At 71.1% G+C, this 21552-nt stretch carries 14 protein-coding genes; 4 read left to right on the top strand and 10 right to left on the bottom strand.

What is annotated here, in order from left to right:
- Window positions 1–2: 2 nt before the first annotated feature.
- The 3 genes from ASD90_RS01410 to ASD90_RS01400 form a co-directional block, all read right to left on the bottom strand.
- The gene (locus ASD90_RS01410; protein WP_157610994.1) at window positions 3–986 is read right to left on the bottom strand and encodes a carbohydrate ABC transporter permease; all 984 of its coding nucleotides are present in this window, start codon (window positions 984–986) and stop codon (window positions 3–5) included.
- Window positions 983–1921: a carbohydrate ABC transporter permease gene (locus ASD90_RS01405; RefSeq protein WP_056750628.1), complete on the bottom strand. Its 939-nt coding sequence runs from the start codon at window positions 1919–1921 to the stop codon at window positions 983–985. The genes ASD90_RS01410 and ASD90_RS01405 overlap by 4 nt, the downstream gene beginning before the upstream one ends.
- A 173-nt stretch (window positions 1922–2094) precedes the next feature.
- Window positions 2095–3390, bottom strand: coding sequence for a sugar ABC transporter substrate-binding protein (locus tag ASD90_RS01400; protein WP_056750625.1), 1296 nt, complete (start codon window positions 3388–3390; stop codon window positions 2095–2097).
- Between the two features lie 215 nt (window positions 3391–3605).
- Between ASD90_RS01400 and ASD90_RS01395 the strand changes: the two genes are divergently transcribed.
- On the top strand, window positions 3606–4625 hold the full coding sequence (locus tag ASD90_RS01395; protein ID WP_056750622.1) for a LacI family DNA-binding transcriptional regulator: 1020 nt from the start codon (window positions 3606–3608) through the stop codon (window positions 4623–4625).
- A gap of 16 nt (window positions 4626–4641) precedes the next feature.
- On the opposite strand, the gene ASD90_RS01390 is transcribed toward ASD90_RS01395, so the two are convergent.
- Both ASD90_RS01390 and ASD90_RS01385 read right to left on the bottom strand, forming a co-directional pair.
- Window positions 4642–8085, bottom strand: a complete 3444-nt coding sequence (locus ASD90_RS01390; RefSeq protein WP_157622929.1) for a fibronectin type III domain-containing protein — start codon at window positions 8083–8085, stop codon at window positions 4642–4644.
- A 311-nt stretch (window positions 8086–8396) separates the two neighbouring features.
- Window positions 8397–10082 (bottom strand): sialidase family protein, encoded by a 1686-nt coding sequence (locus ASD90_RS01385; RefSeq protein WP_235506459.1) that lies wholly within the window; start codon window positions 10080–10082, stop codon window positions 8397–8399.
- 325 nt (window positions 10083–10407) lie between these two features.
- On the opposite strand from ASD90_RS01385, the gene ASD90_RS01380 reads away from it, so the two are divergent.
- A complete protein-coding gene (locus tag ASD90_RS01380) occupies window positions 10408–12012 on the top strand; it encodes an HNH endonuclease signature motif containing protein (protein WP_056750590.1) in 1605 nt (534 codons plus the stop codon).
- 56 nt (window positions 12013–12068) lie between these two features.
- Here ASD90_RS01380 and ASD90_RS01375 read toward each other — a convergent pair whose 3' ends face one another.
- The 4 genes from ASD90_RS01375 to ASD90_RS01360 form a co-directional block, all read right to left on the bottom strand.
- Complete coding sequence (locus tag ASD90_RS01375) at window positions 12069–13544, bottom strand: hypothetical protein (RefSeq protein ID WP_157622927.1); 1476 nt, start codon at window positions 13542–13544, stop codon at window positions 12069–12071.
- Between the two features lie 180 nt (window positions 13545–13724).
- Window positions 13725–14693 (bottom strand): cation diffusion facilitator family transporter, encoded by a 969-nt coding sequence (locus ASD90_RS01370; protein ID WP_056750585.1) that lies wholly within the window; start codon window positions 14691–14693, stop codon window positions 13725–13727.
- A 132-nt stretch (window positions 14694–14825) separates the two neighbouring features.
- Entirely contained in the window at window positions 14826–17162 is a 2337-nt protein-coding gene (locus ASD90_RS01365; protein WP_056750581.1) for a TIM-barrel domain-containing protein, read from the bottom strand.
- Window positions 17163–17247: 85 nt separating this feature from the next.
- The gene (locus ASD90_RS01360; RefSeq protein WP_056750578.1) at window positions 17248–18582 is read right to left on the bottom strand and encodes an NAD(P)/FAD-dependent oxidoreductase; all 1335 of its coding nucleotides are present in this window, start codon (window positions 18580–18582) and stop codon (window positions 17248–17250) included.
- Window positions 18583–18691: 109 nt separating this feature from the next.
- Between ASD90_RS01360 and ASD90_RS01355 the strand changes: the two genes are divergently transcribed.
- Both ASD90_RS01355 and ASD90_RS01350 read left to right on the top strand, forming a co-directional pair.
- Window positions 18692–19171, top strand: a complete 480-nt coding sequence (locus ASD90_RS01355; RefSeq protein WP_235506344.1) for a cupin domain-containing protein — start codon at window positions 18692–18694, stop codon at window positions 19169–19171.
- An 18-nt stretch (window positions 19172–19189) separates the two neighbouring features.
- On the top strand, window positions 19190–19579 hold the full coding sequence (locus ASD90_RS01350; RefSeq protein ID WP_056750575.1) for an SRPBCC family protein: 390 nt from the start codon (window positions 19190–19192) through the stop codon (window positions 19577–19579).
- On the opposite strand, the gene ASD90_RS01345 is transcribed toward ASD90_RS01350, so the two are convergent.
- Entirely contained in the window at window positions 19576–21375 is a 1800-nt protein-coding gene (locus tag ASD90_RS01345) for a hypothetical protein (protein ID WP_157622925.1), read from the bottom strand. The genes ASD90_RS01350 and ASD90_RS01345 overlap by 4 nt on opposite strands.
- Between the last annotated feature and the right edge of the window lie 177 nt (window positions 21376–21552).

Below are 21552 nucleotides of genomic sequence, written 5' to 3'. Positions count from 1 at the left end.
AGTCAGCCTTTCACGCCACTGCTGGCCATGGAGTTGATGAACGATCGCTGGAAGGCGATGAACAGGATGAGGACGGGCGCGGTGATCATCGTCGCGTAGGCCATGATCTGCCCCCACGAGGTGTTGAGCTGCTTGAAGTAGTCGATGCCGACCATCACCGGTCGCAGCTCCTCGGTCTGCACCGACATCAGCGGCCAGAGGTACTGGTTCCACATCGGCAGGAAGGTGAGGATCGCGACGGTCGCGATGGCCGGGCCCGACAGGGGCATGACGATGCTTCGGTAGATCCGGAACCACCCCGCGCCGTCGACCTTCGCCGCCTCGTCGAGCTCCTTCGGGATGGAGTCGAAGTACTGGTAGAAGAGGAAGATCGAGAAGGCGTTGGCGATGAACGGGATGATCTGCACCTGGTAGGTGTCGAGCCAGCCCTGGCTGAACCCGTCGGGCCCGAGGAAGGGCAGCTGGTTCGCCCACCACAGCAGCGGCAGCGCGAGGGTCTCGAAGGGGACGATGAGGGTCGCAAGGATGATGCCGAGCACGATGCCGCCGCCCTTGAACCCGATCCGGGCCAGCGCGAACGCGGCCATCGAGTTGACGAGGATGCCGAGCACGACGGTGACCACGGTGATGATGACCGAGTTCATCATGAACTGCGCGAACGGGACCCGGTCGAAGACGCCCGTGTAGTTGTCCGCCGAGATGTCGCCGGTGGGCAGGAACGCCTTCCAGCTGCCGAGGTCGTCGAAGATCTGCAGGTCGGGCTTGAAGCTGCTGACGACCATGAACAGCAGCGGCAGACCGAACACGAGGCAGAGCACGATCCGCAGCAGCAGCCCTAGCCCCGCCCGGGCTGGGTGCGGCCGCTCCCCGCCCCGGTGGTGCTCGGGGACGGCGGTCTCGGCGACGTGGGCCAGGGTGCCGGTGCCGGCAACAGTGCCGGTGCCGGCGGCGATGTCAGTGACAGGGCCGGTCGGGGTGGCGTTCATCGGACGACGTCCTTGTCTCTGGTGAAGTAGCGGTTGACGAGGGTGACGGCGAGCACGAGGACGAAGAACGCGAGCGAGATCGCCGAGGCGTAGCCGGTCTGTTGCTGCTGGAAGCCGGTGCGGACCGCCATGAGCACGAGCGTCGAGGTCGAGTCGAGCGGGCCGCCCTGGGTCATGATGTTGACCTGCGTGAAGAGCGCGAACGCCGAGATCGTGATGGTGATGAGGATGAACGTGCGGGTCGCCTGCAGCCCCGGCCACGTGACGTAGCGGAACTTCTGCCACGTTCCGGCGCCGTCGAGATCGGCCGCCTCGTAGAGGTCCGCCGAAATGGTCTGGAGCCCGGAGAGCCAGATGACCATGTGGAAGCCCATCGCCTGCCACGCCGACATGAGGATGATCGCGAGCAGCGCGGTGTGCGGGTCGCCGAGCCAGTCCGGCCCCTCGATGCCGAACTTGAGGAGCACCTGGTTGATGAGGCCGTTCTTCTGGTACATGAACAGCCACAGCATCGACACGACGACCATCGAGGTGACGACGGGCAGGAAGTAGACGGTGCGGAAGAAGTTGACCCCGCGCATCTTGACGTTGACGAGCAGCGCCAGCCCGAGCGCGCACGCCGACTGCAGCGGCACGATGACCACGGCGAAGACGATCGTGTTGCGCAGCGACTTCCAGAACGTCTCGTCCTGGAAGAGCCGCACGAAGTTGTCGGTGCCGATGAACTCCGCCGGTCGGGGCGAGATCAACCGGGCGTTGGTGAACGCGAGCCCGAACGTCAGACCGATCGGGATCAGCAGGAACGTGATCAGCAGGACCGCCGCCGGCACCAGCATGAGCAGCGCCGTCGTGGTCGAGGAGCGGGAGCCCTTGACGGGCTTGCGCTCCGGGGGCGTGATCGCCGAGGGGTTCTCGGCCGCGGTGATGGTCGTCATCGTCCATCCCCTTTCGTGAAGGTCCGGGTTCAAGCAGGAGCTCGCGTATGCCGTCCGCCCGGGTCGGCGGGAGGGGCGGCAGTCACGCTGCCCCTCCCACCGCACGCGGCGGCATACCCTCGCGGTTCAGTGACTCGGCTCAGTGGCTCAGCCGGATGGCTGCGCCCAGCGGGTCACTGGAAGTAGCCGTTGGACTTCTGGTTGGCGTCGATGTTCTTGACGGCCTGGTCGAGCGCCTGCTTGGGGTCGGCGCCGTTGAGGATGTCCTGCGCGGTCTTCGTGAACTCCGTCGCGATGAAGGGGTAGCCCGGGGTCACGGGTCGCAGCAGGGCGAACTTCTTCGCGTAGTCGAGGAAGATCTCGTTCTCCCCGCCCTTCTCGTAGCCCTTGACCTGCGCGGCCGCCGCATCCGTCGCCGGGATGTTGTTCGTGTCCCGGGCGACGCTCGCCACGTACTTGTCCTGCGCCGCGAACTTCATGTAGTCGAGCGCGCCGGCCTGGTCGGAGCAGTTCTGCGAGATGCCCCACTGCCACGAGCCGCCACCGATCTTCGGGCCGGTGCCGAGGTCCGGCGGCGGGAGGAAGAGGGTGTCCTTGCCGAAGGCCTTGCGGGTGTCGACCGCCGTCCACGTGCCGTTGTAGAGGATCGCGGTCTTGCCGTTGATGAAGTCCTTGGCCGGGTCGGCGCCGGACTTGAGCGGGACCAGCCCGTCGGTGACGAGGCTCCGGAACCACGTCGCCCACTCGACGGCCTTCGGCCCGTTGAGGGAGCCCTCGGCCGTCTTGTAGCCGTCGCGGTTGATGAGGTCGCCGCCGAAGCTCTGGAGCATCGGGGAGTACGCGTAGGGCCACCACTCGCCGGTGAAGCTCGTCGCGATGTCGAGCGGGTTCTGGAAGTCGCCGGACGCCTTGATCTTCTTCAGCGCCGCGTCGAACTCGTCCTTCGTCCACGGGGAGTCGGTGGTCGGGACGCGGATGCCGTACTTGTCGAGGATCGTCTTGCGCGTGACCATGACGAGCGCGACGTCGTAGTAGCCGTAGGAGTACGTCTTGTTGTCCCACTTGCCGAGCACCGTCGGCAGGTACTTCGAGAGCGTGGCGTCGAGCCCGTCGAGCGGCGCGAGGTAGCCGGCCCACGCCCAGTTCGGCACGTTGGGGCCGTCGATGTCGAGGATGCAGGGCAGCTTCTTGGAGGCCGCCGCCGCGACGACGGACTGGTTGTAGGAGTCCTGCGGGAAGGCCTGGATCTTGACCTTGTACTTGCTCTGGCTCTTGTTGTAGTCGTTGACGATCGTCGTGATGGCCGCGAGCTCGGCCTTGTTGCCGGCGTTGTGCGTCCACATCGTCAGCTCGCCCCCGGCGCCGCCGGAGCTCGAGCTGGCGCCCTTGGTGCAGGCGGCCATGGAGAGGGGCAGCGCCGCGGCGAGGAGGCCGACGGCGACGCGCTTGGTGGTGGGGGTGAGCTTCATCGGTTCCTCCGGGGTGGGAAGGTCCAGCGCCACTGCTAAAACCTTTCAGCACCGGACGGTAGACCTTGGACAGCACCCTGCACAAGGGTTTGCTAAATCCTTTTCACCAGCAGAGACCCGGCCGCGACCGGCCTACCGTGGGGTACGCTCTCGGCAGGGCACCCACGGAGGGTGCCCAAGGCATACGCGACCAAGGGACGACCGACGGGGGGACGATGAACAAGCGACCGACGCTCGCCGACGTCGCAGCCCGCTCCGGCCTGTCGAAGACGGCCGTCAGCCTGGTGCTCAACGACCGCCCCGGGTCACGGCTCTCACCGGATGCGATCGCCCGCATCCACGAAGCCGCACGCGAGCTCAACTACCGCCCCAACCCCGCGGCCCGGTCGCTGCGCATGGGCACGACCGGCACCATCGGCTTCATCTCCGACGAGGTGACGATCACGCGCTTCGCGTCCGCCATGATCCGCGGCCTGCTCGACGTCGCCGACGAGCGCGACCAGGGCGTCCTCATCGCCGAGACCGGCCACCACCCGAAGCAGCGCGCCAAGGCGCTCGAGTTCATGATCGACCGCCAGGTCGACGGGCTCGTCTTCGGCTCGATGGCCGCCCGGCTCCTCGACCTGCCGCCGCTGCCCGAGTCGATGCGCATCGTCACGGCCAACAGCGCCGGCGCCGGGTCGTCCGCCTCCGTCCTGCCGGCCGAGCACGAGGCGGGCCGCGCCATGATGCGACTCCTCCTCGAGCACGGGCACGGCGAGGGCATCGGCATCATCGGCAGTGCCCCGAGCGCTCCCGCCGACCGGCGCGCCTCGGTGACGATCGGTGCCCGCTTCGCCGGCATCGACGAGGCTCTAGCCGAGGCCGGTGCGACGCCGGTCGCGGTCGTCGACGTCGGCTCGTGGGAACCGGCCAACGGCTACGCCGGGACGATGCAGGTCCTCGACGCCGGCACCCCGGTGACCGCATTGCTCTGCCTCAACGACCGCGTCGCGTTCGGTGCCTACCAGGCCCTGGCCGAGCGAGGCCTGCGCGTGCCCGACGACGTGTCCATCGCATCGTTCGACGACGACGAGATCGCCTCCTACCTGCGGCCCGCGCTCACGACGGCCCGGCTGCCCTACGAGGAGATGGGTCGGCGCGCGATGGAGCTCGTCCTGGGCGACGAGCCACAGGGCGAGCACCTCGTCGAGATGCCCGTCCAGTTACGCGCCTCGATCCGCTCCCTCACCTGACACGCGCCGTCGCGCGTCAGTGCGACGTCACCACCTTGACGCGGCCGGCCACGACGCACGCGTACGTCGACGGGCACTCGAGCTCGTAGACGCGGTCGGCGGGCTTGTCCCAGACGTCGTAGAGGCCCGTCTCCTGGGCGGCCGTGTTCCACGCCGTCCCGTTGAAGGTCGCGACCGACCCGCCGTTGAGCAGCGCCGAGCAGAAGCTCGTCGTCGGGCAGGCCACGTCGTAGGCGCCCTCCAGCTGGTAGTCCGTGGGCGCGACGAGGCGTCGCCACGTCGTCCCGTCGAACCGGAGGCTCGTGCCGCCCTCGTCGACGGCGAGGCACATCGTCGTCGACGCGCACGACACGACGGCACTGCGGTCGGTGCCGCTCGCCAGGTCCGTCTGCGTCGACCACGTCGACCCGTTCCACCGCGACCAGTAGCCGCTGCCGCCGTGGACGGCGATGCAGAACGTCTTGCTCAGGCAGTCGACCGCGGTCGGCGCCCCGCCGTTGTAGGTGAAGACCGTCTTGTAGGCGCTCCACGACGTGCCGTTGAAGGTGCTGGCGTGGCCGAAGGAGTCGAAGGCGACGCACCACCCCGCCACGGGGCAGTCGGCGTCGCCGAGGTCGGCAGGAGCGGCCCCGTTGGCAGACCAGGTCGACCCGCTCACGCTGCGCCACGTGCGCGCCGAGGACGCGTTCGTGAGACACCACGTCGAGCTGGCGCAGGCTGCGTTCGAGGCGACGGACGAGATGGTGACCGGGTCGGCCCACGACGTGCCGTTCCAGCGGTAGGCCTTGCCGCGCTCGTCGGTGGCGAGGCAGTTCGTCGTGGCGCCGCACGCAAGGTCGATGATGCCGCCGCGGGTCGCGTCGAAGCTGGTCAGCGTCGACCACGACGTTCCGTTGAAGCGGGTGTAGCGCCCCAGGGACTCGGCGCCGATGCAGGTCGTGGAGACGCAGGACAACGTGAAGCCCCGAGGCGCTCCGAACGCCGTGACCCGGCTCCAGGTCGTCCCGTTCCACCGTGAGTAGCCGCGCTCGTAGTCGGCGGTGATGCAGAACGTCGTCGAGGAGCACGACACGTCGTAGCCCTGGAATCCGTTGGTGGAGTCGAAGGTGGGCAGGGTCTTCCACGACGACCCGTTCCAGCGGACCGACAGTCCCCCGCTCGAGGTCGCCATGCAGAAGGTGGCGCTCGTGCACGACACGTCGTAGGTGGACGAGCCGTTGGGCTGGATCTTCGTCGACGTCCACGTGCTGCCGTTCCAGCGGGTGGCCCATCCGGCGCCGTACATGTCCTGGCCGATGGCCACGCAGAAGGTCGTGGACACGCAGTCGAGCCGGCCCGTGGGTGCCGTCAGCTTGGTCGCAGCCGTCCACGACCTGCCGTTGAAGCGTGCAGTCCAGCCCTTCCAGCTGTCGTCCTGCCCGACGGCGACGCAGAAGGTCGTCGAGGTGCAGGTGACCGACGCGGCCACCAGCTCGAGGCCGGTGGTGCTCTTGATCCGGGTGACGGCACTCCAGACGCCGCTCCGGTAGGTGACGATCCCGCCGCTGTCCGCGACCGCTGCGCAGAACGACGACGACACGCACGACAGCGACGAGAAGCCGCCGTCCGTGTCGGTGTCCGCGAGGGTGACGGCTCGCTTCGGCGCGCTCCAGGCCGTGCCGTTCCACGTCAGGAACTGGCCGGACGCATCGCCCACCATGCACCACGTGGTGGTCACGCACGAGATGGTGCGCGGAGCCCCGACGTAGGGCGCGACCCGCACGGGGGCCGACCACGCGAGCGCCGTCGTGGCGCGCGAGTCCTCGACCGGCGCGGAGATGTTCGGGAACGAGTCGTGCGCCCACACCGAGTAGCCGTAGGTCGTGCCGGGCGCGAGGTTCGTGTCGGTGAACGTCGTGCCGGTGGTCTCGGCGACGACGGTGCCCTCGAAGGGGTCGCCGGTCGTCGCGCCGTCGGCGACCCGGCGGATCGTGACGCCGCTCAGGTCCCCGTCGGTGGGGTTCTGCCACGAGAGGGAGATCGAGTTCTTCGTCGGCTGCGTCACGGTCAGCCCCGTCACCGAGCCCGGGGGCTGGACGTCGGCGGTGGGGCCGGTGACGTAACCGACGATGTCGGCCACGAGGTCGACCGACCCCGAGGACTGCACGAGGAGGTCGACCCAGCCGTCGGCCGACACCGGGGCGAGGACGAGGTTGGCGTCGTTGCGTCCCTTGGTGAACTGCACCTGCGAGCCGGTCGGCAGGTTGCTCGCGCCCGGGAGCACGCTGACGCGACCCTGCGCGGTCGCACGCGTCGCGGTGACGTTGAGCAGGACCGCGTGCACGCCGCCGTACGGCACCCCGGCGACGCCCGTGACCGGGATCTCGGCCCAGCCGTTGTTGTAGACCTGCCCACCACCATCGGTCCTCGTGTCGAGGAGGCGCACCGGCGCGACGGCCGCCATGGACCCGTCTGCGACCGGAGTTCCCGTGCGCACCCAGCCGACGACGTCGGCGATCGCGTGCACCGACCCGTTGCTCGTGACCCGCAGGTCGACCGAACCCGTGTCCGACAGCGGAACCAGCACGAGGTTCGCGCGCACCTGACCGGCGTTGTAGTTCAGGTTCGAGGTCGTGGCGTCACCCGTCAGGGTCGGCGCCACGGTGAGGAAGCCGGCAGCCGTACCGCCGACCGCCGTGACGTTGAGCAGGACCGCACCCGCGCCCTCGGCCGGGACACCACCGCGCCCGGCCACCGCGAGCCGCACCGTGGAGCCACCGGCCAGGATGCCCTTCGGGGCACCCGTCCCGTCGCGGGTGTCGAGGAGCCGCTGCGGGGCCAGCGGGGAGTACGCGCCCGGCTCGGTCCCGTCGCCGGCCTCGACCCAGCCGACGACCTCCGCGAGCAGCTGCGTCGACCCGGAGCCGCCGACGCGCAGCTCGGCGCGTCCGTCGGCCGAGAGGCGAGTGACGACGAGGTTCGTCGCGACGTCACCCGTCGCGTAGTTGAGCGACGACGCCGTCGGCACCGGCGACGCCGCGGCGTACGCCGTCACGAACCCCGGGCCGGTCGGTGACACGACCGTGACCGTCAGGGCCACCGCGCCGACACCGGTCGCGGGCACGCCCTCGCGCCCGGTCACCGGGAACGACACGCTCGAGCCGGCGGCGACCGCCGCCTTGGCAGCGCCGAGGCCGGTGCGGGTGTCGAGGAGGCGGTGCGCCGGCAGCGCGTGCATGCCGCCCGGGAGTGATGCTGCCGAGACCGTGCCGGCGGCCGTGCCCGTGCCCGTGGCCGTGGCCGTGCGGGCTCCGTCGGTCGGCGACGGGGCAGCGGTGGCGTCGTCAGCCGACGTCGAAGCCGAGGACGTCGTCCGTGGGGTGCGCTGCGGCGTGGCGGCGGTCGAGTCGGTCGGGGCAGCCGCACGCGTGGTCGTCGAGCGGTCCACCGAGCCGGCCCGCTCCCGACGGGTCTGTGACACGTCTCCAGCCGCAGGTGCTGTCGAGGAGGCTGTCGCCGCCCGAGCGGGGGCACCCGCTGTCGGGACGGCGATGGTGGTCAGCGTCAAGGACGCCGCGAAAGCAGCCGCGACGGCGCGCAGAGTGGGCATGCGTTGGATCCCCTGTGTCGGGCCGCCCACCGTGGTGCGGCGGGCTCAGGATAGGGGCACGATCCGCTCCTTGGTGCCATTGCCGACGAAACCGGTGGGCCCGGACGAACCCGGCGCACCGGCATACGCCATCTGCGCGTCAGCGCCACGTCAGCGCCACGTCGGCGCTAGCAAGCGCTACCTCAGCGCACGCGCACCGACGACGTGTAGACCTCCTGGTTGGGCGTCGACCCGGTCAGCGTCGGGTTGCCGCGGAAGTCGGTCCACACCGGGTGGGCGACGAGGTCGCTGCCCATCGCGATGCTCGTGTAGTCGCCGATGAACGCGCCCTGCAGCTCCTGGCCCGACACGGCGCCGATGGTCACGAACTGCACCTGCGGGTTGCTCGTCGCGGTGGTCACGCGTGTCGTCGGCGACTTCTTGAGGTTGCCGATGCCGGTCGCGCCGTTCATGACGACGTCGAGGCCGACCCCGTTGGGGTTGTACGAGCGCGTGTAGGTCGAGACGGCGACGCGCCCGTTGTAGGCGGCGACGGCAGGGAAGACCTCGTCCGCCGCGGAGCCGAGAGCAACCGGCGCCTGCCACTGGACCCCGTTGCCGGAGGTCGCGACGAAGACGTCACCGTTGGTCCTGATCGACTGGCCGGAGCTGTCGTAGGAGCCGTTCCGGTCGTCCGCCCACGCGACGTAGAGGCGGTTGTTCGTCCGGTCGATGGCGAGCGACGGGTAGCTGTTGATCCGGAAGTTCTCGCCGGTCAGGGCCGGGGTCTGGAGGTCCCGGTTGAAGGGGAAGTCGTAGTCGGCCGACACCTCCCGGCTGCTGAAGGTCGCGCCACCGTTCGTCGACTTGGCCACGACGACGGCGTCGTGGTCGGTGGCCTGGTCGCACGCGAGGGACTGGCAGACCGATCCCTCGTAGGCGATGTAGACGGCCCCGTCGGACCCGACCAGCGGGAACGAGCCCTGGTCGAAGGGCGTGACGCCGCCCGGGGTGAAGGTCGGCGTGACCGAGGTGCGCGGGCTCCACGTCGCGCCGCCGTCGACCGACTTCGACACGACGATGGGCGATGCGGTCGAGTCGAACCGGGTCCACGACACGTAGGCGGCGCCGCTGCTCTGGTCGACCCCGATCCACTCCTTGTCGTTGAAGACGTCGGTCGGCACGGGGTTGCCACTCGCGTCCGCGCCGTCGAGCGCCACGATCGAGGGCTCGCCCCACGTGACGCCGCCGTCGTGCGAGACGTTGACGGTGATCGCGCTGCCGTCGTTGAGCCGGCTGAAGGCGATGTTGGCGAAGTAGACGGTGTTGTTGGGTCCGAAGGCGATGGCGGGGTCGCCCGCCCCGTCCATGTCGGATAGCGCACCGGTGGCCCCCGTCGAGAAGGTCAGGTGCGGCAGCGCGACGTTCGTCCACGTGGCACCCCCGTCCATCGACGTGTAGGCGAAGCCATAGGAGTCGTTGCGGCCCTCACGCGAGTTGAAGAGTCGGTAGTCGTTCGCGCCGGCCACGATGTTGCGCGGGTTGGCCGGGTTGACCGCGACGGTCGTCTCGTTCTGCGCGGCCGCGCAGCCCGTCTGCGAGCCGGCCTGCACGATGCTGTCGCCGACGATCGCGTCGACGTTCGGGGCCGGGTTGCCGTAGGGGTTCGGCGCGCCGAGGTAGCTCTGGCACAGCGCCGAGAGGCTCGGTTCGGCGGCACCGTTGTCCTCGTCCTGACCGTCGAGCAGCGCGTTGACCCTGAGTGGCTGGGCATGCTTGAGGTGCGGGGAGGCGTGGGCGTGTCCCGGCGGCGCCGCACTGGCCGACCCACCGGCCGGGATCGCCGTGAACGCGATGGAGACGAGGCCGAGGCTGGCCAAGACGGCCACCCTCCGCCGACGGGTGTTGCCCATGGTGCACCTCTTCAAGGTCTCGTGAACGGTGACGATCCCCCGATCCTCGGAACGTACTCTCGGCCCGTCGCGCCCGTGGCCGAACGCGAATCCCGCTGTGGCGCAGGTGATTGCGTATGCCGTGTGGTGGCGGGCGATCGGCGGGCGCGGCTTCGTCGGGGCTGGGTGCGGGCTGGGCGCGGACTGGTGGACGGCCGGATGAGGGCTGGGTGCGGGCTGCGCGGGGACTGGGTGAGGGCTGTGCTGCCGAGGGCGGTTCGGAGGTCGGGGCACTGTCGGTGGTCGCCTCTAAAGTTGTTTCATGGCAACGGAACCCACGACGCTCGAGCTCCTGAGGAGCCGGCTCACCGACCTCGAGGCGCGCCAGCGTGCCACGGGCGGTGTGGCCGAGGGCGGGTTCTGGGAGCGCTTCTCCGGGCGTGTGCCGTCTCCCCCGTCCCGGACCACCGGACCGTCCGCGCGGGCGGGCGCACTGGCGGGGGCACGGGGCCCGCGCGTGGCGCCCCACGTTCGACCGGAGCCGCGGCCGGGTGGGCCGTGGTCCGGGCTGGCGCTCGATGACGCGGACGCTCTCGAGGGGCCCGACCTGCGTCGGGTGCCACGGCTCGACGCCGCCGCCTACGAGCAGATGGTCGACGACCCGTCCTGGGTCGAGGCCACCGCGGCGCGAGGGGAGGCCCGGGCGGAGCGTGAAGCGGAGGTCGACGGCCGACGCGCTCAGCAGGAGGCGATTGCCTTCGAGGCGGCTGCCGGGCTGGGCCTCGCGGCACACGCCGAGGCCGAGCTCACGGCCGCGGCCGAGCGGGTCGCACACCAACGACGCGCCCACGAGGTCACGCTCGTCACCATCGTCTCCGAGCTCGTGTCGCGCGGCATCGAGCCGCCCGACGGGCTGTCGCGCACCGACTGGCTGCGCAGCCACGACCCGAGCCTGACGGCCGGGCAGGCGAAGGCGTTCGTCACGGTCGGCACGGCCCTGGCCGAGGCACGCTGGGCGCGGCTGCGGCTGCTCGTGGCGACCCAGCAGGTCACCGTCGGCAACGCTGCGCAGATCGTCGAGTTCGACGCGCGCACGACGCCGGTGGCCGACCCCGACGACCTCGTCACCGCGCTGGCCGACGTCACCGAGCAGGCACCGCGGCTGCGGCCCGAGGAGCTGGCCCGTCTCGTCCGGCACCACGCCGAGCAGGTGCGGCCGCCTCGCGACGAGGACAGGCTCGACCGAGGGCGCCGCGAGGCCCGTGGCCTGTGGTTCACGCCGCCCAACGCCAACGGCATGGTCGGCCTGCGCGGCGTGCTCGACCCCGAGGGCGCAGCCGTGCTCAAGGCCGCGATCGACCCGCTGTCGATCCCCTGCCCCGAGAAGGACGAGCACGGCCGCACGGTCACGCCCGACGACCGCACTCCCGCGCGACGCCGCATGGACGCCCTGCTGACGATGGTGCAGCGCGGGGTCGCGTCGGCCGACGGCGTCCCGACCACCGACAAGGCCAAGGTCGTCGTCCTCATCGACCTCGAGTCACTCGTCGACGACGTCCGCGGCTCCGGCAGCACGCTCACCGGCGACGTCCTGTCGCCCGCGGTGGTGCGCCGGATGGCCTGCGACGCCGAGATCATCCCGATGGTGCTCGGCCGTGACAGCGAGCCCCTCGACGTCGGGCGCAGTCAGCGCCTCTTCACCCGAGGCCAGCGCCTCGCACTCATCGCCCGTGACCAGGGCTGCAGCTTCGACGGGTGCACGGTCCCCTCGACCTGGTGCGACGCTCACCACGTGACGCATTGGCGGCACGGCGGCCGCACCTCGGTGAGCAACGGGGCCCTGCTCTGCCCGAGGCACCACACCGAGGTCCACGACCGCGACCTCACGGCGACGGTCACCGCCACCGGCGTCACCTGGCACACCTGACTCGCCCGCCCCGCACCCCGCCGACCAGGGCGGGGGTCAGAGGCATGCGTGGGCGATCAGCGCCCGACGGACTCGTCAGGTCCTTCGCCGGAGCTGTCCGCCTCGCCCTCGTCCTCGGCGACGGCGGCGGGTGGGGGCTCCTGGGTGCTCGGCTCCGGGGCTGGCGCGTCTTCTGTCGTGGCGGTGTCGGGAGTGGACTCGCGCGACGTCGTGGACGAGGCGGGTGTGGCGTTCTCCCCACCGTGCTCGTCGGTGCCCGGACCAGCCGCCGACTCGCGGTTCGCGTCAGCCTCGGTGTTCCGACCGTTCGGCTGCTGCGCCTCATCGTCACCAGTCTCCAGTCCGACCTGCGATGGCGCTGCATCACCCGTCACTGTTGCTGCGGTGCCTGTTGCTGCGTCGCCTGCGGCTTCGGTCGTCTCGACTCTCACGCGCGACAGCTCGGCCAGGGCCGCCTGGGCGGCAACCGCCATGGCCTCGACCGCCTTGAACGCCTGAGTCGACCGCGCGAGTCTTGCGGCTGCCTCGGTGTCCGGGAATGCCACCGGCGCAGCCGTTTCGGACGTCCCGACAAAAGGATCGCTGACCAGGGGAACTTCGGCTCCTGGGGTCTTGGCTGCGCCTTCGGTCTGAGCCGTGTCGGCGTCGGCCTTCCTCGCCGCCTCCTCAGCCTGAGCCTTCTCCGCCTCGGCCTGCTTCGCCGCCTCCTCAGCCTGAGCCTTCTCCGCCGCCTCCGCAGCCTTGGCCTTGTCGACTTCGGCCTGCTTCGCCGCCTCCGCAGCCTTGGCCTTCTCGGCTTCGGCCCTCTTCGCCGCCTCCTCGGCAGTGATCTCCTCACCCTCGCCGTCGTCCGCCGCTGGACGCCTGGGGTTCACCGTCTCGACCGCGTTCGTGACCGTCGACGCCCCGAAGTAGAAGGCGGCGATGGCGACCACGAGCGTCGCGAGAGTCGTCAGCAGCTGCTTGGACAGGTCGTCGAAGGACTCGTTGGGCGCCGCGACAAGGACCACGTCATACAGACCGGACCCGTCCGAGGTCTCGACCTTCGACAGCACCTGGTCCACCGGGATCGCGTCGACCTGAGCGGTGGAGAGGTTGTCCAGCTTGCGCCCCTCAAAGCCGCCACGCTGCGCCGACCCCACGAGGAAGACCGACACCACGCCGAAGAGGAGCACGAGCATGAGCGCGAGGATGGCCCGGATGCTGCCGTCCGGCAGGCCCATCGCATACCGCTTGTCGGCCAGCGCCAGTCGCTTCAGCACGATGGAGAGGCAGGCGACACAGAGCACGAGTACCAGCGCTCCGAGGATGACGACGAGCGCGATCGCGATCTCGGCGGGGATGAAGTTCTGGCTGTTCATCCACGTCAGCACGAACGCGATGGCCACGACCGAGACGATGCCGACAAACATCGCCAGGCTGATGGCGGTCAACGCACTGCGCCCTGCGTAGCGTGGACGGAACACCCGGTCCGCCAAGCGACTGCCAAAACGCCGGTTGTCCTGCACGACTGGAGGCTGGTTCTGGCTCACGTGGTCCCCTCACGCTCGCATCCCTGTGACCGCTCGGCGGCGGTCCTTCCACCGAGTGTGGCGCACCATATGCAGCCATGTGCACACTTCTGGGGATTTCGTACGGGGGGAGCTCAAGCCCTCGCCTTCCCGTCGGCTCTACGCGCAGTCCTGGGGACTGTTGAGCCCGCCGAGAAACTCCTAGGCGACTGCCGGGCGCTCGATGCTCGGCGCGTCCGTCCGCGACAGGGTGACCATGGCCAGCTCGACGAGCTCGTGCTTCTCGATCTCGTGCCCGAGCACCGCCAGACGGTCGGCCACCTTCGACTCGGTGTCGTCACCGGTCAGGTCGACGGCCGCGACGAGGAAGACGCGCCCCGGCCCGACGAACTCGAGGTGCAGGAAGGTGATCCGCTCGACCTCTGGACTGTCGTGCAGGGCGTCGAAGGCCCGCGCCCACAGCTCCGGCCGCACGGCCTGCCCGACGAGGTAGTCGCGGTTGCGGCTGATGAGGAAGATCGCGACGACACCGAGCAGCAGGCCGACGAGGATCGAGCCGAGCGCGTCCCAGACCGCGTTGCCCGTGACCTGGTGCAGGAAGATCCCGAGCCCCGCGATGAGCAGACCGATGAGCGCCGCGGCGTCCTCGGCGAAGACCGCCCGCAGGGTCGGGTTCGACGTGTTGGCGATGAACTTCAGCGGCCGCAGCCCGAGAGCCCGCGCCTCGGACCGCGTCTGCCGCGTCGCCTGGACGAACGACACGCTCTCGAGCACGAAGGCGATGGCGAGCACGGCATACGCCCACGTGTACGACGTCTCCGGCTCCTCGTGCCCGAGCACCGAGATGCCGTGCCAGACCGACACGACCGCGCCGGCGCCGAAGAGCCCGAACGCCGCGAACATCGACCACACGTACGCCTCTCGGCCGTAGCCGAAGGGGTGCGTCGTGTCGCGCTTCTGCCCCGCGCGACGCTCAGCGATGAGCAGGAAGATCTCGTTGCCCGCGTCGGCCCACGAGTGGGCGGCCTCGGCGACCATCGACGCCGACCCGGTGATGATCGCGACGACCGACTTCGCCACGGCGATCAGGGCGTTCATCGCCAGCGCGATGATGACGGTGAGCAGACTCTCGCTCTTCTGGCCCTGCTCGCGCTCCGCCGTGTCAGCCATGGTCGCCAGTCTTCCGTTCGGGGGTCACCCGCTCAAGGGGCGCTCGAGCGGACTGCGCCGACGGCATACCCGATGGGGGCGTATGCCGTTCGCTGCAGTCCCAGCGAACGGGCCGCCCCGTCCTGGCGTCGTCTACGACTCGTGCGCGCTGTGGCGCACGACGTCGAAGCGGGTCCGCGCGTGACCGGCATACCCGGGTCCCGACGTCTCGTGCTCGACCGACACCTCGCCGCCCGAGCGCTCGACGACGACGGTCGTCGTGAGGCGCTCGGCCTCGCCGTCGGCGACCGTGAGGCCGTCGTCCTCGACGAGCACCGACTCCCAGCGGCCGTCGACGACCGGGTCGAAGACGTGCAGCTCGACCGACTCGGGCCGGTAACCGTCCGTCGAGGCGGGTGCCTCGGCCCACATCGGGATCGCGGCGCCGGCGCGCGCGTAGAGCGGGAGCCGCTCGAGCGGGGTCTCCACCGTGATCCGCTGGCCGCCGTGGTGCAGCTCGCCGGTGTGCCAGTCGTACCAGTCGCCCTCCGGGAGGTAGACGGTTCGCGACGTCTGCCCCTGCTCGCTCACCGGCGCGACGAGGAGGTCGCGGCCGAAGAGGTACTGGTCGTCGATGTCGACGACGGCCGGATCGCCTTGGTAGTCAAGGACGAGCGGACGCTGCACCGGCTCCCCCGTCTCGGTCGCCCGGACGAACGCCGAGTAGATGTAGGGGATGAGCCGGTAGCGCAGGCGCACCGCCTCACGGGCCAGGTTGTGGATCTCGGGCCCGAACGACCAGGGGTACTGGTCGATGTTGTTCGTCTCGGAGTGGTTGCGGCAGAAGGGAGTCAGCACGCCCATCTGCATCCATCGCAGGAAGAGCTCCGGGTTCGTGTCGCCCTGGAAGCCACCGATGTCGGCGCCGACGAAGGGCTGGCCCGACAGTCCGAAGCCGCACGCCATCGGGGTGCTGACCCACAGGTGGTCCCAACGGGCCTGGTTGTCGCCCATCCAGTTCGCGGCGTAGCGCTGGATGCCTGCGAAGCCGGCTCGCGACAGGATGAACGTCCGGGCCTCCGGCCGGGCGGCCCGCAGGCCCTCGATCGTGCCCATCGCCATGAGCAGGGCGTACTGGTTGTGGTAGCGCTCGTGCTTGGCGCGACCCTTGTCAAAGAGCATCGCCTGGGGCGCGATCTCGCCGGTGGCGGGCTCGTTCATGTCGTTCCAGATGCCCGCCAGACCCGACTCGACGTGCCGGGCGTTGAGGGCGCCCCACCACGAACGCGCCTCGGGCGTCGCGAAGTCCGGGAAGACCGTGTTGCCCGGCCACACCTGGCCGATGTACGTGTCGCCGCCCTCGGTGCGGCAGAAGACGTCCTGCGCCAGACCGTCGTCGTAGACCGCGTAGCCGGGGTCGTGCTTGACGCCCGGGTCGACGATCGAGATGGCCCGGAAGCCGTGGTTGGCCAGGCCCTTGAGCATGCCGGCGGGGTCCGGGTATCGCTCCGAGTCCCACGTGAAGACGCGGTAGCCGTCCATGTAGTCGATGTCGAGCCAGATGGCGTCGCAAGGGAACTCGTCGTCGCGGTAGCGCTTGGCGATGACCTCGATGTCCTGCTGCTTGTACGCGTGCCACCGGCAGTGGTGGTAGCCGAGCGCCCAGATCGGAGGCAGCGACGCACGGCCGGTCAGCCACGTGTAGCGCTCGAGGATGCCCGCCATCGAGGGGCCGGCGAAGACGTACTCCGTCCACTGTCCGCCGTGGAAGGTGACGCGGTACTCGTCGTCGCGGCTGAACTCGTACTCGCCGCGGTAGCCGTTGTCGACGAACGAGCCGGCCGCCGCCCCGGTCGAGGCGTCGCGCTGGTAGAAGAACGGGATCGTCACGTAGTACGGGTCGAACTCGGCGCTCGTCATGTCGGCGCGCGGGTCGTCCGCGTCGAGCCCCGCGCGGAACTCGGCCGTCGCGTGCTCGTTGAGGACGTCGGTGTTCCACATCGTGAAGTCGCGGCCGCGCCGGTTGTGGTGGCCGCCCTTCTCGCCGAGACCGTAGATCGCGTCGTCGCGACCGATGCGCCGGCGCGTCGTCCACGCGTCGTTGAGTGTCGCGTAGGTCCAGTAGCGGCCCTCCGAGTCCGGGATCGACTCGATGACGACCGACCCGTCGGTGCGGTGGATGTCGACGCGGAACGGGTCGAGCCAGAGCGTCACGACGAGGTCGTCGGTGACGAGCCGCCACGCACCCTCCGACTCCTCCGCCCGCCACGTGACGCCGCCCCCGCCGTCGGTCACGGCGAGCGGGTCGATGCACACGGCATACGTCGGCTTCTCGTCGAGGACGCCGCCACGGCTCAGCTGGACGCGCACGACGTCCGAGCGCACGGCGTCGACGCGCAGCTGCTCCCCGTGCAGGCGGGCCAGCAGGCCGCTCGCCGTCTCCTCGACGGAGTCGACACGCTCGAATCGGATGAAGTGGTCGGTCCTCATGCGTCCACCCTGTCAAAGAAGTGCCCCGGTGACACAGCGGTCCGTCACGACCACACCCCAGGTCGAGTCGGCAGGTCCCCGTGGCTCAGCCGGCCGGGTGCGGGCCCACGGTCGGGTGGCGCACCTCGGCGCCGGTCACGACCGGCGACCTCCGCGAGGCGCGGAGCACCCTCGCCACCATCGACGGCCGCAGGAGGGAGGCCGGCGGGTCCTCGAGCTGGAGGACCCGGTTGAACGAGCGGGCCACCGGCAGGGACGCGTGGGCCGCATAGATGACGCGCACCATGTAGCCGTTGAGCTGGGCCGTGCCGACCGGCCGGTCGCCGACGGTCTCGGGGTGGCCGAAGTCCCCACCGACGGCGATCCGCCATGGCGCCTCGATGATGCGGGCGGCCTTGCGGTGGAAGCGTTTCGGCAGCTCGTCCGACAGGATCCCGACGCGACCCGCGACCGCGCCGAGCGCAGCCGCCTGGAGCGCCGACGACGTCATCCCCTGCCCGTAGATCGGGTCGAAGCTGCTCGACGCGTCGCCGAGCGTGACGAGCCCCGGAAGCAGTGCCCGCACCTTCTCGTAGTGCCGGCGCTGGCTCGACGGGAAGCGGTAGGTGTGGATGTCCGAGACCCGCTCGCACTGCGCGATGAGCTGCGCGACCGCGGGTGTCGAGAGCGTCGCGGCGAAGTCCACCAGCCCGTCGTCGGTCGCGGGCGGCACGTCGCCGTGGACGCCCGACAGCGTCACCTGCCACCGGTCGCCCTCGACGGGCACGACGGCGCCGCCGCGGAACGATCCCGGGTTCTCGATGCTGACGAGGAACATCCCCTCGAAGTCCTCCGGTGCGCGGCGCAGGAAGAAGGAGGAGTAGCCGATGTCGATGCCGACCTTGGTGACGGGCGGGTCGAGCAGCCGGGCGGCCGCGAGGTCGTGGGCGATGCGTGAGCTGCGCCCGGAGCAGTCGACGACGAGGTCCGCGGGTCGCGCCTCTCCGGCGACGACCACGCCGGTGACGCGACCCTGCCGGACCCTGAGCGACTCGACGGTCACTCCGTCCTCGATCGTCACGGAGGGCAGCGCGGCCACGCGCCGCCGGACGACGAGCTCGAGGAGGGGGCGCGTCATGCCCAAGCCGGGGCGTCCCCAGTAGCCGCGGGCGCGATACGCACCGCCCTGGTGCACCCACGCCCCGAAGCCGTCGACCGGGACCGCACCGAGCGACGTCAGCTCCTCCTCGATGCCCGGGAACCACTGCCGTAACCGGTCGAGGCCGGCCGAGAGGAGCACGTGCAGGTGCCGGCCCTGCGGCACGCGGCCGCGAGGTGCGACCTCGTCGGACAACCGCTCCCGCTCCAGCACGACGACCGACTCCGCATGGTCGGCGAGGGCCCGGGCCGCGAGCAGCCCGGCCATGCTGCCGCCGACCACGACGACCCGACCTGCACGCCCTGCCCGACCTGCACGCCCTGCTCCCACAGCCCACCTCATCTCGCTGACGGACACGACAAGGCTAGAGCTCCGGGGGTTTGATGGGGGCATGACGAAGCACCCCGACCTGCCGACCGCCGCCGCCGAGCCGTGCAGCCACGTCGCCGGCAACGCCCTGAGCCCTGCCGACCCGACACCGGGGATGAGCCGGCAGGTCGCCCTGCACACCGAGTCGATGTGGTCGGGCACCGTCGACACCGAGGCCGGCGCCGTCTCCGGCTGGCACCACCACGGCGACCACGACACGACGCTCTACGTCGTCTCGGGCCGGATGCGGCTCGAGTCGGGGCCGGGCGGCGAGGTCGTCGTCGAGGCCGGCCCGGGCGACTTCCTCCGGGTGCCGGCAGGCGCCGTGCACCGCGAGTCCAACCCGGGCGACGGCACGTCCCGCGCGGTCATCGTGCGCTGCGGGTCGGGCACGCCGACGGTCAACGTCGACGGACCCGCCCCCACCACCGACCCCGCCGCTTCCCCTGACACGTCCCCTCACACGTCCCCTCACGCGTCCCCGGACGCCGACCGCACCTGAGCGACGAGGGAGCCCACCATGCGCGCGACGATCACCGCAAGCGGCGGAGCCGACCCGGCCGTCGCCTGGGCCCGCTACGAGAACCTCGAGCTCTGGTCGACGTGGTCGCCGCAGATCCAGGAGGTCATCGCCGCCACGCACCGCCTCTCCCCCGGCCTCAACGGCCTGGTCGTCGGGCCGCTCGGGGTGCGGGTGCCGTTCGAGGTGCTGGCCGTCGACCCGGAGGCGATGGAGTGGAGCTGGCACGTGCGGCTCGGCCCGGTGCACGCCAGGCTCGACCACGTCGTCCGGCACGCACCGGGCGGCTGCATGACCGAGGTCGTCATCGACGCACCGGCCTTCGCGGTCGTCGGCTATCGCCCGCTCGCCGCGCTCGCGCTGCGCCGACTCGTTCGGCGCGACCTCTAACCGGCTGGTGGGACCGACCCGCCTGCCTGCCCCCGCCGCGCCAGCTGGAGTCGCGCCGCCTGGGCATCCGCGGCCCGGCACGCGTCGACGATCTCGCGCAGCGCCCCGTCGACGTCGGCCGCGTGGTCGAGCGCGGTGACCTCGCGCTCCGGACCGTGGATGCGTATGCCGTGTGGCACCGCCGAGCTGATGACGAGGGGTAGCGGGTCTGCCTCGGGATGGCGCAGGGACGCGTCCTCGCGGTCGAGGCGCCCGACGTAGACCGGCTCGACGCCCCGGCCGTTGCGGGTCGGGCGCACGACGACGACGTTCACGTCGTCGGTCGCCGGCGCGATGCTGTCGACCTGCTTCGCGGCGGCGAGGACGACGGAGGCCAGCCCGGCGGCATACACCCCGTTGCGCTCCCACGCCGTGCGCGCCCGCCACGTCGTGCGGCCCGACGGGCTGACCTCGCGGCCCTCCTCGGCGACGATGCCGATGGTCGCGAAGCGCACGAGGACCGTCACGTAGGCCCGTTGCGTCACCGGGTCGGTGCCGGCGTCGAGGCAGGTGAGGTCGTTGCCCGAGAGCCGCAGTGCCTCGTCGACGACGGCGACGACCGCGGCCGGGTCGTGCGCCTCGAGGAGCTGCCACGCACCCGACGCGAGGGCCTCGCGCCGGTCGGCGATCACCCGGCGCGCGACGTTGCTGGCGCGCACGAAGGCGTCGGCCCGCTCGGCGGCGAGCGCCTTGAGCTCGGTGCTCTCGGCGCGTGAGAGGCCCTTCGCCGTGGCACCGGTGGCGGCGAGCGCCTTCTGCCGGATCGCCGACGTCTCCGAGGCGGTCACGGGCTCGAGCGGCGTCACAGCGGGCGGGCGGATCGCGAGGAACGCCTGGCGGTGCACGGAGCACAGGTCGCGCTCCACCCCGAGCGCCGCGTCGCGGTCCGTCTCGCGTCGCGCCTCGAGGGCTCGACGCGCGAGCTCGCGGATGGAGAGCGCGCCGGCCCCGGGGTGCCCTCCGGAACCTGCCCCCGCAGAGGTGCCACCCGGGAGGTCGCCGCTGTCCCGACGCCCGCGCCGCAGCAGGCGCAGGCCGCCCTGCCGCCCGCCGCGTCCGCCCCGACCGGACCTCCCCTGCTGCCCGGACTGGGCCGACTGCGTCGCGGTCATGCCGGGAGTGGCCGCCTCGATGGCGGGCGTCATGACGTCGGCGAGCGCCGCGGCCACGGGGCCACCGACCCGGAACTGCACGCGCAGACCGGACGGGTGCGCCACGAGCCGCAGGATCGGTGACAGCCGGATGCCCGGCGCCACCTCGCCCTCGTCGCCAGCGCCGCCGACGTCCGCCCGCGCGTCCGGCTGCACGAGCAGGCGTCCGGCGGGCGCCGGTGCGGAGCCGTTGAGGACCGACCCGTTGCTCGGGTCGGTCACGCTGCCTGTCGCCGCGCCGCCCACCCCCCGTGGTTGGTAGTACTCGCGTCCCGCCTTGGTCGCGGGCGCCGCATCGCCCCCCGACGAGCTGCCGTATCCCCCGTAGGTCGCACCCCCCGCCTGCCGAGCCCGCTCCGGGAAGAGGGCGGCGAGCGACACCGTCGACTGCGCCGCCACCGTCGCGAGGGGGAAGGAGACCTTGCTCAGGCGGCCGCGTCCCTGCCGCTTGGACCTCCCCGACCGGGGCTGCTGCTCGGTCACCGACCAGAACGTCCAGTCGGCCGGCGGCTCGGGCCACTCGGGGCCGGGCAGCCACTCGTCCGGCGGCACCCACGTCGCAGGTGGCGTCGGCCACCCCGGCGGTGGGTTGAAGTCAATGGTCACAGCACGGCCCCCCTCGGCCACCCCTCATGGCCCTCCCCGCCGGGCATCATCGCGCATCGACGGGCCCGCGACCGAGGGATGGTCCAGACGTCCGCGCACCCGTCGTCGCAGCGTAGCGCCGGAACCGCCGCCGTGGTCGGCTCGTGAGGGGCGTATGCCGTCCGCCGCGACGCGCCC

The organism is Terrabacter sp. Root181, from assembly GCF_001428505.1.
Classification (GTDB): domain Bacteria; phylum Actinomycetota; class Actinomycetes; order Actinomycetales; family Dermatophilaceae; genus Terrabacter.
Note: the sequence above shows the minus strand (reverse complement) of the source record. Positions and strands in the feature narration are given on the sequence as shown.

Coding starts and splice junctions, on each gene's coding strand:
- ASD90_RS01370 (WP_056750585.1), bottom strand. CDS start 14,693: ATGGCTGACACGGCGGAGCGCGAGCAGGGCCAGAAGAGCGAGAGTCTG.
- ASD90_RS01355 (WP_235506344.1), top strand. CDS start 18,692: ATGACGAAGCACCCCGACCTGCCGACCGCCGCCGCCGAGCCGTGCAGC.
- ASD90_RS01410 (WP_157610994.1), bottom strand. CDS start 986: ATGAACGCCACCCCGACCGGCCCTGTCACTGACATCGCCGCCGGCACC.
- ASD90_RS01405 (WP_056750628.1), bottom strand. CDS start 1,921: ATGACGACCATCACCGCGGCCGAGAACCCCTCGGCGATCACGCCCCCG.
- ASD90_RS01365 (WP_056750581.1), bottom strand. CDS start 17,162: ATGAGGACCGACCACTTCATCCGATTCGAGCGTGTCGACTCCGTCGAG.
- ASD90_RS01400 (WP_056750625.1), bottom strand. CDS start 3,390: ATGAAGCTCACCCCCACCACCAAGCGCGTCGCCGTCGGCCTCCTCGCC.
- ASD90_RS01395 (WP_056750622.1), top strand. CDS start 3,606: ATGAACAAGCGACCGACGCTCGCCGACGTCGCAGCCCGCTCCGGCCTG.
- ASD90_RS01350 (WP_056750575.1), top strand. CDS start 19,190: ATGCGCGCGACGATCACCGCAAGCGGCGGAGCCGACCCGGCCGTCGCC.
- ASD90_RS01380 (WP_056750590.1), top strand. CDS start 10,408: ATGGCAACGGAACCCACGACGCTCGAGCTCCTGAGGAGCCGGCTCACC.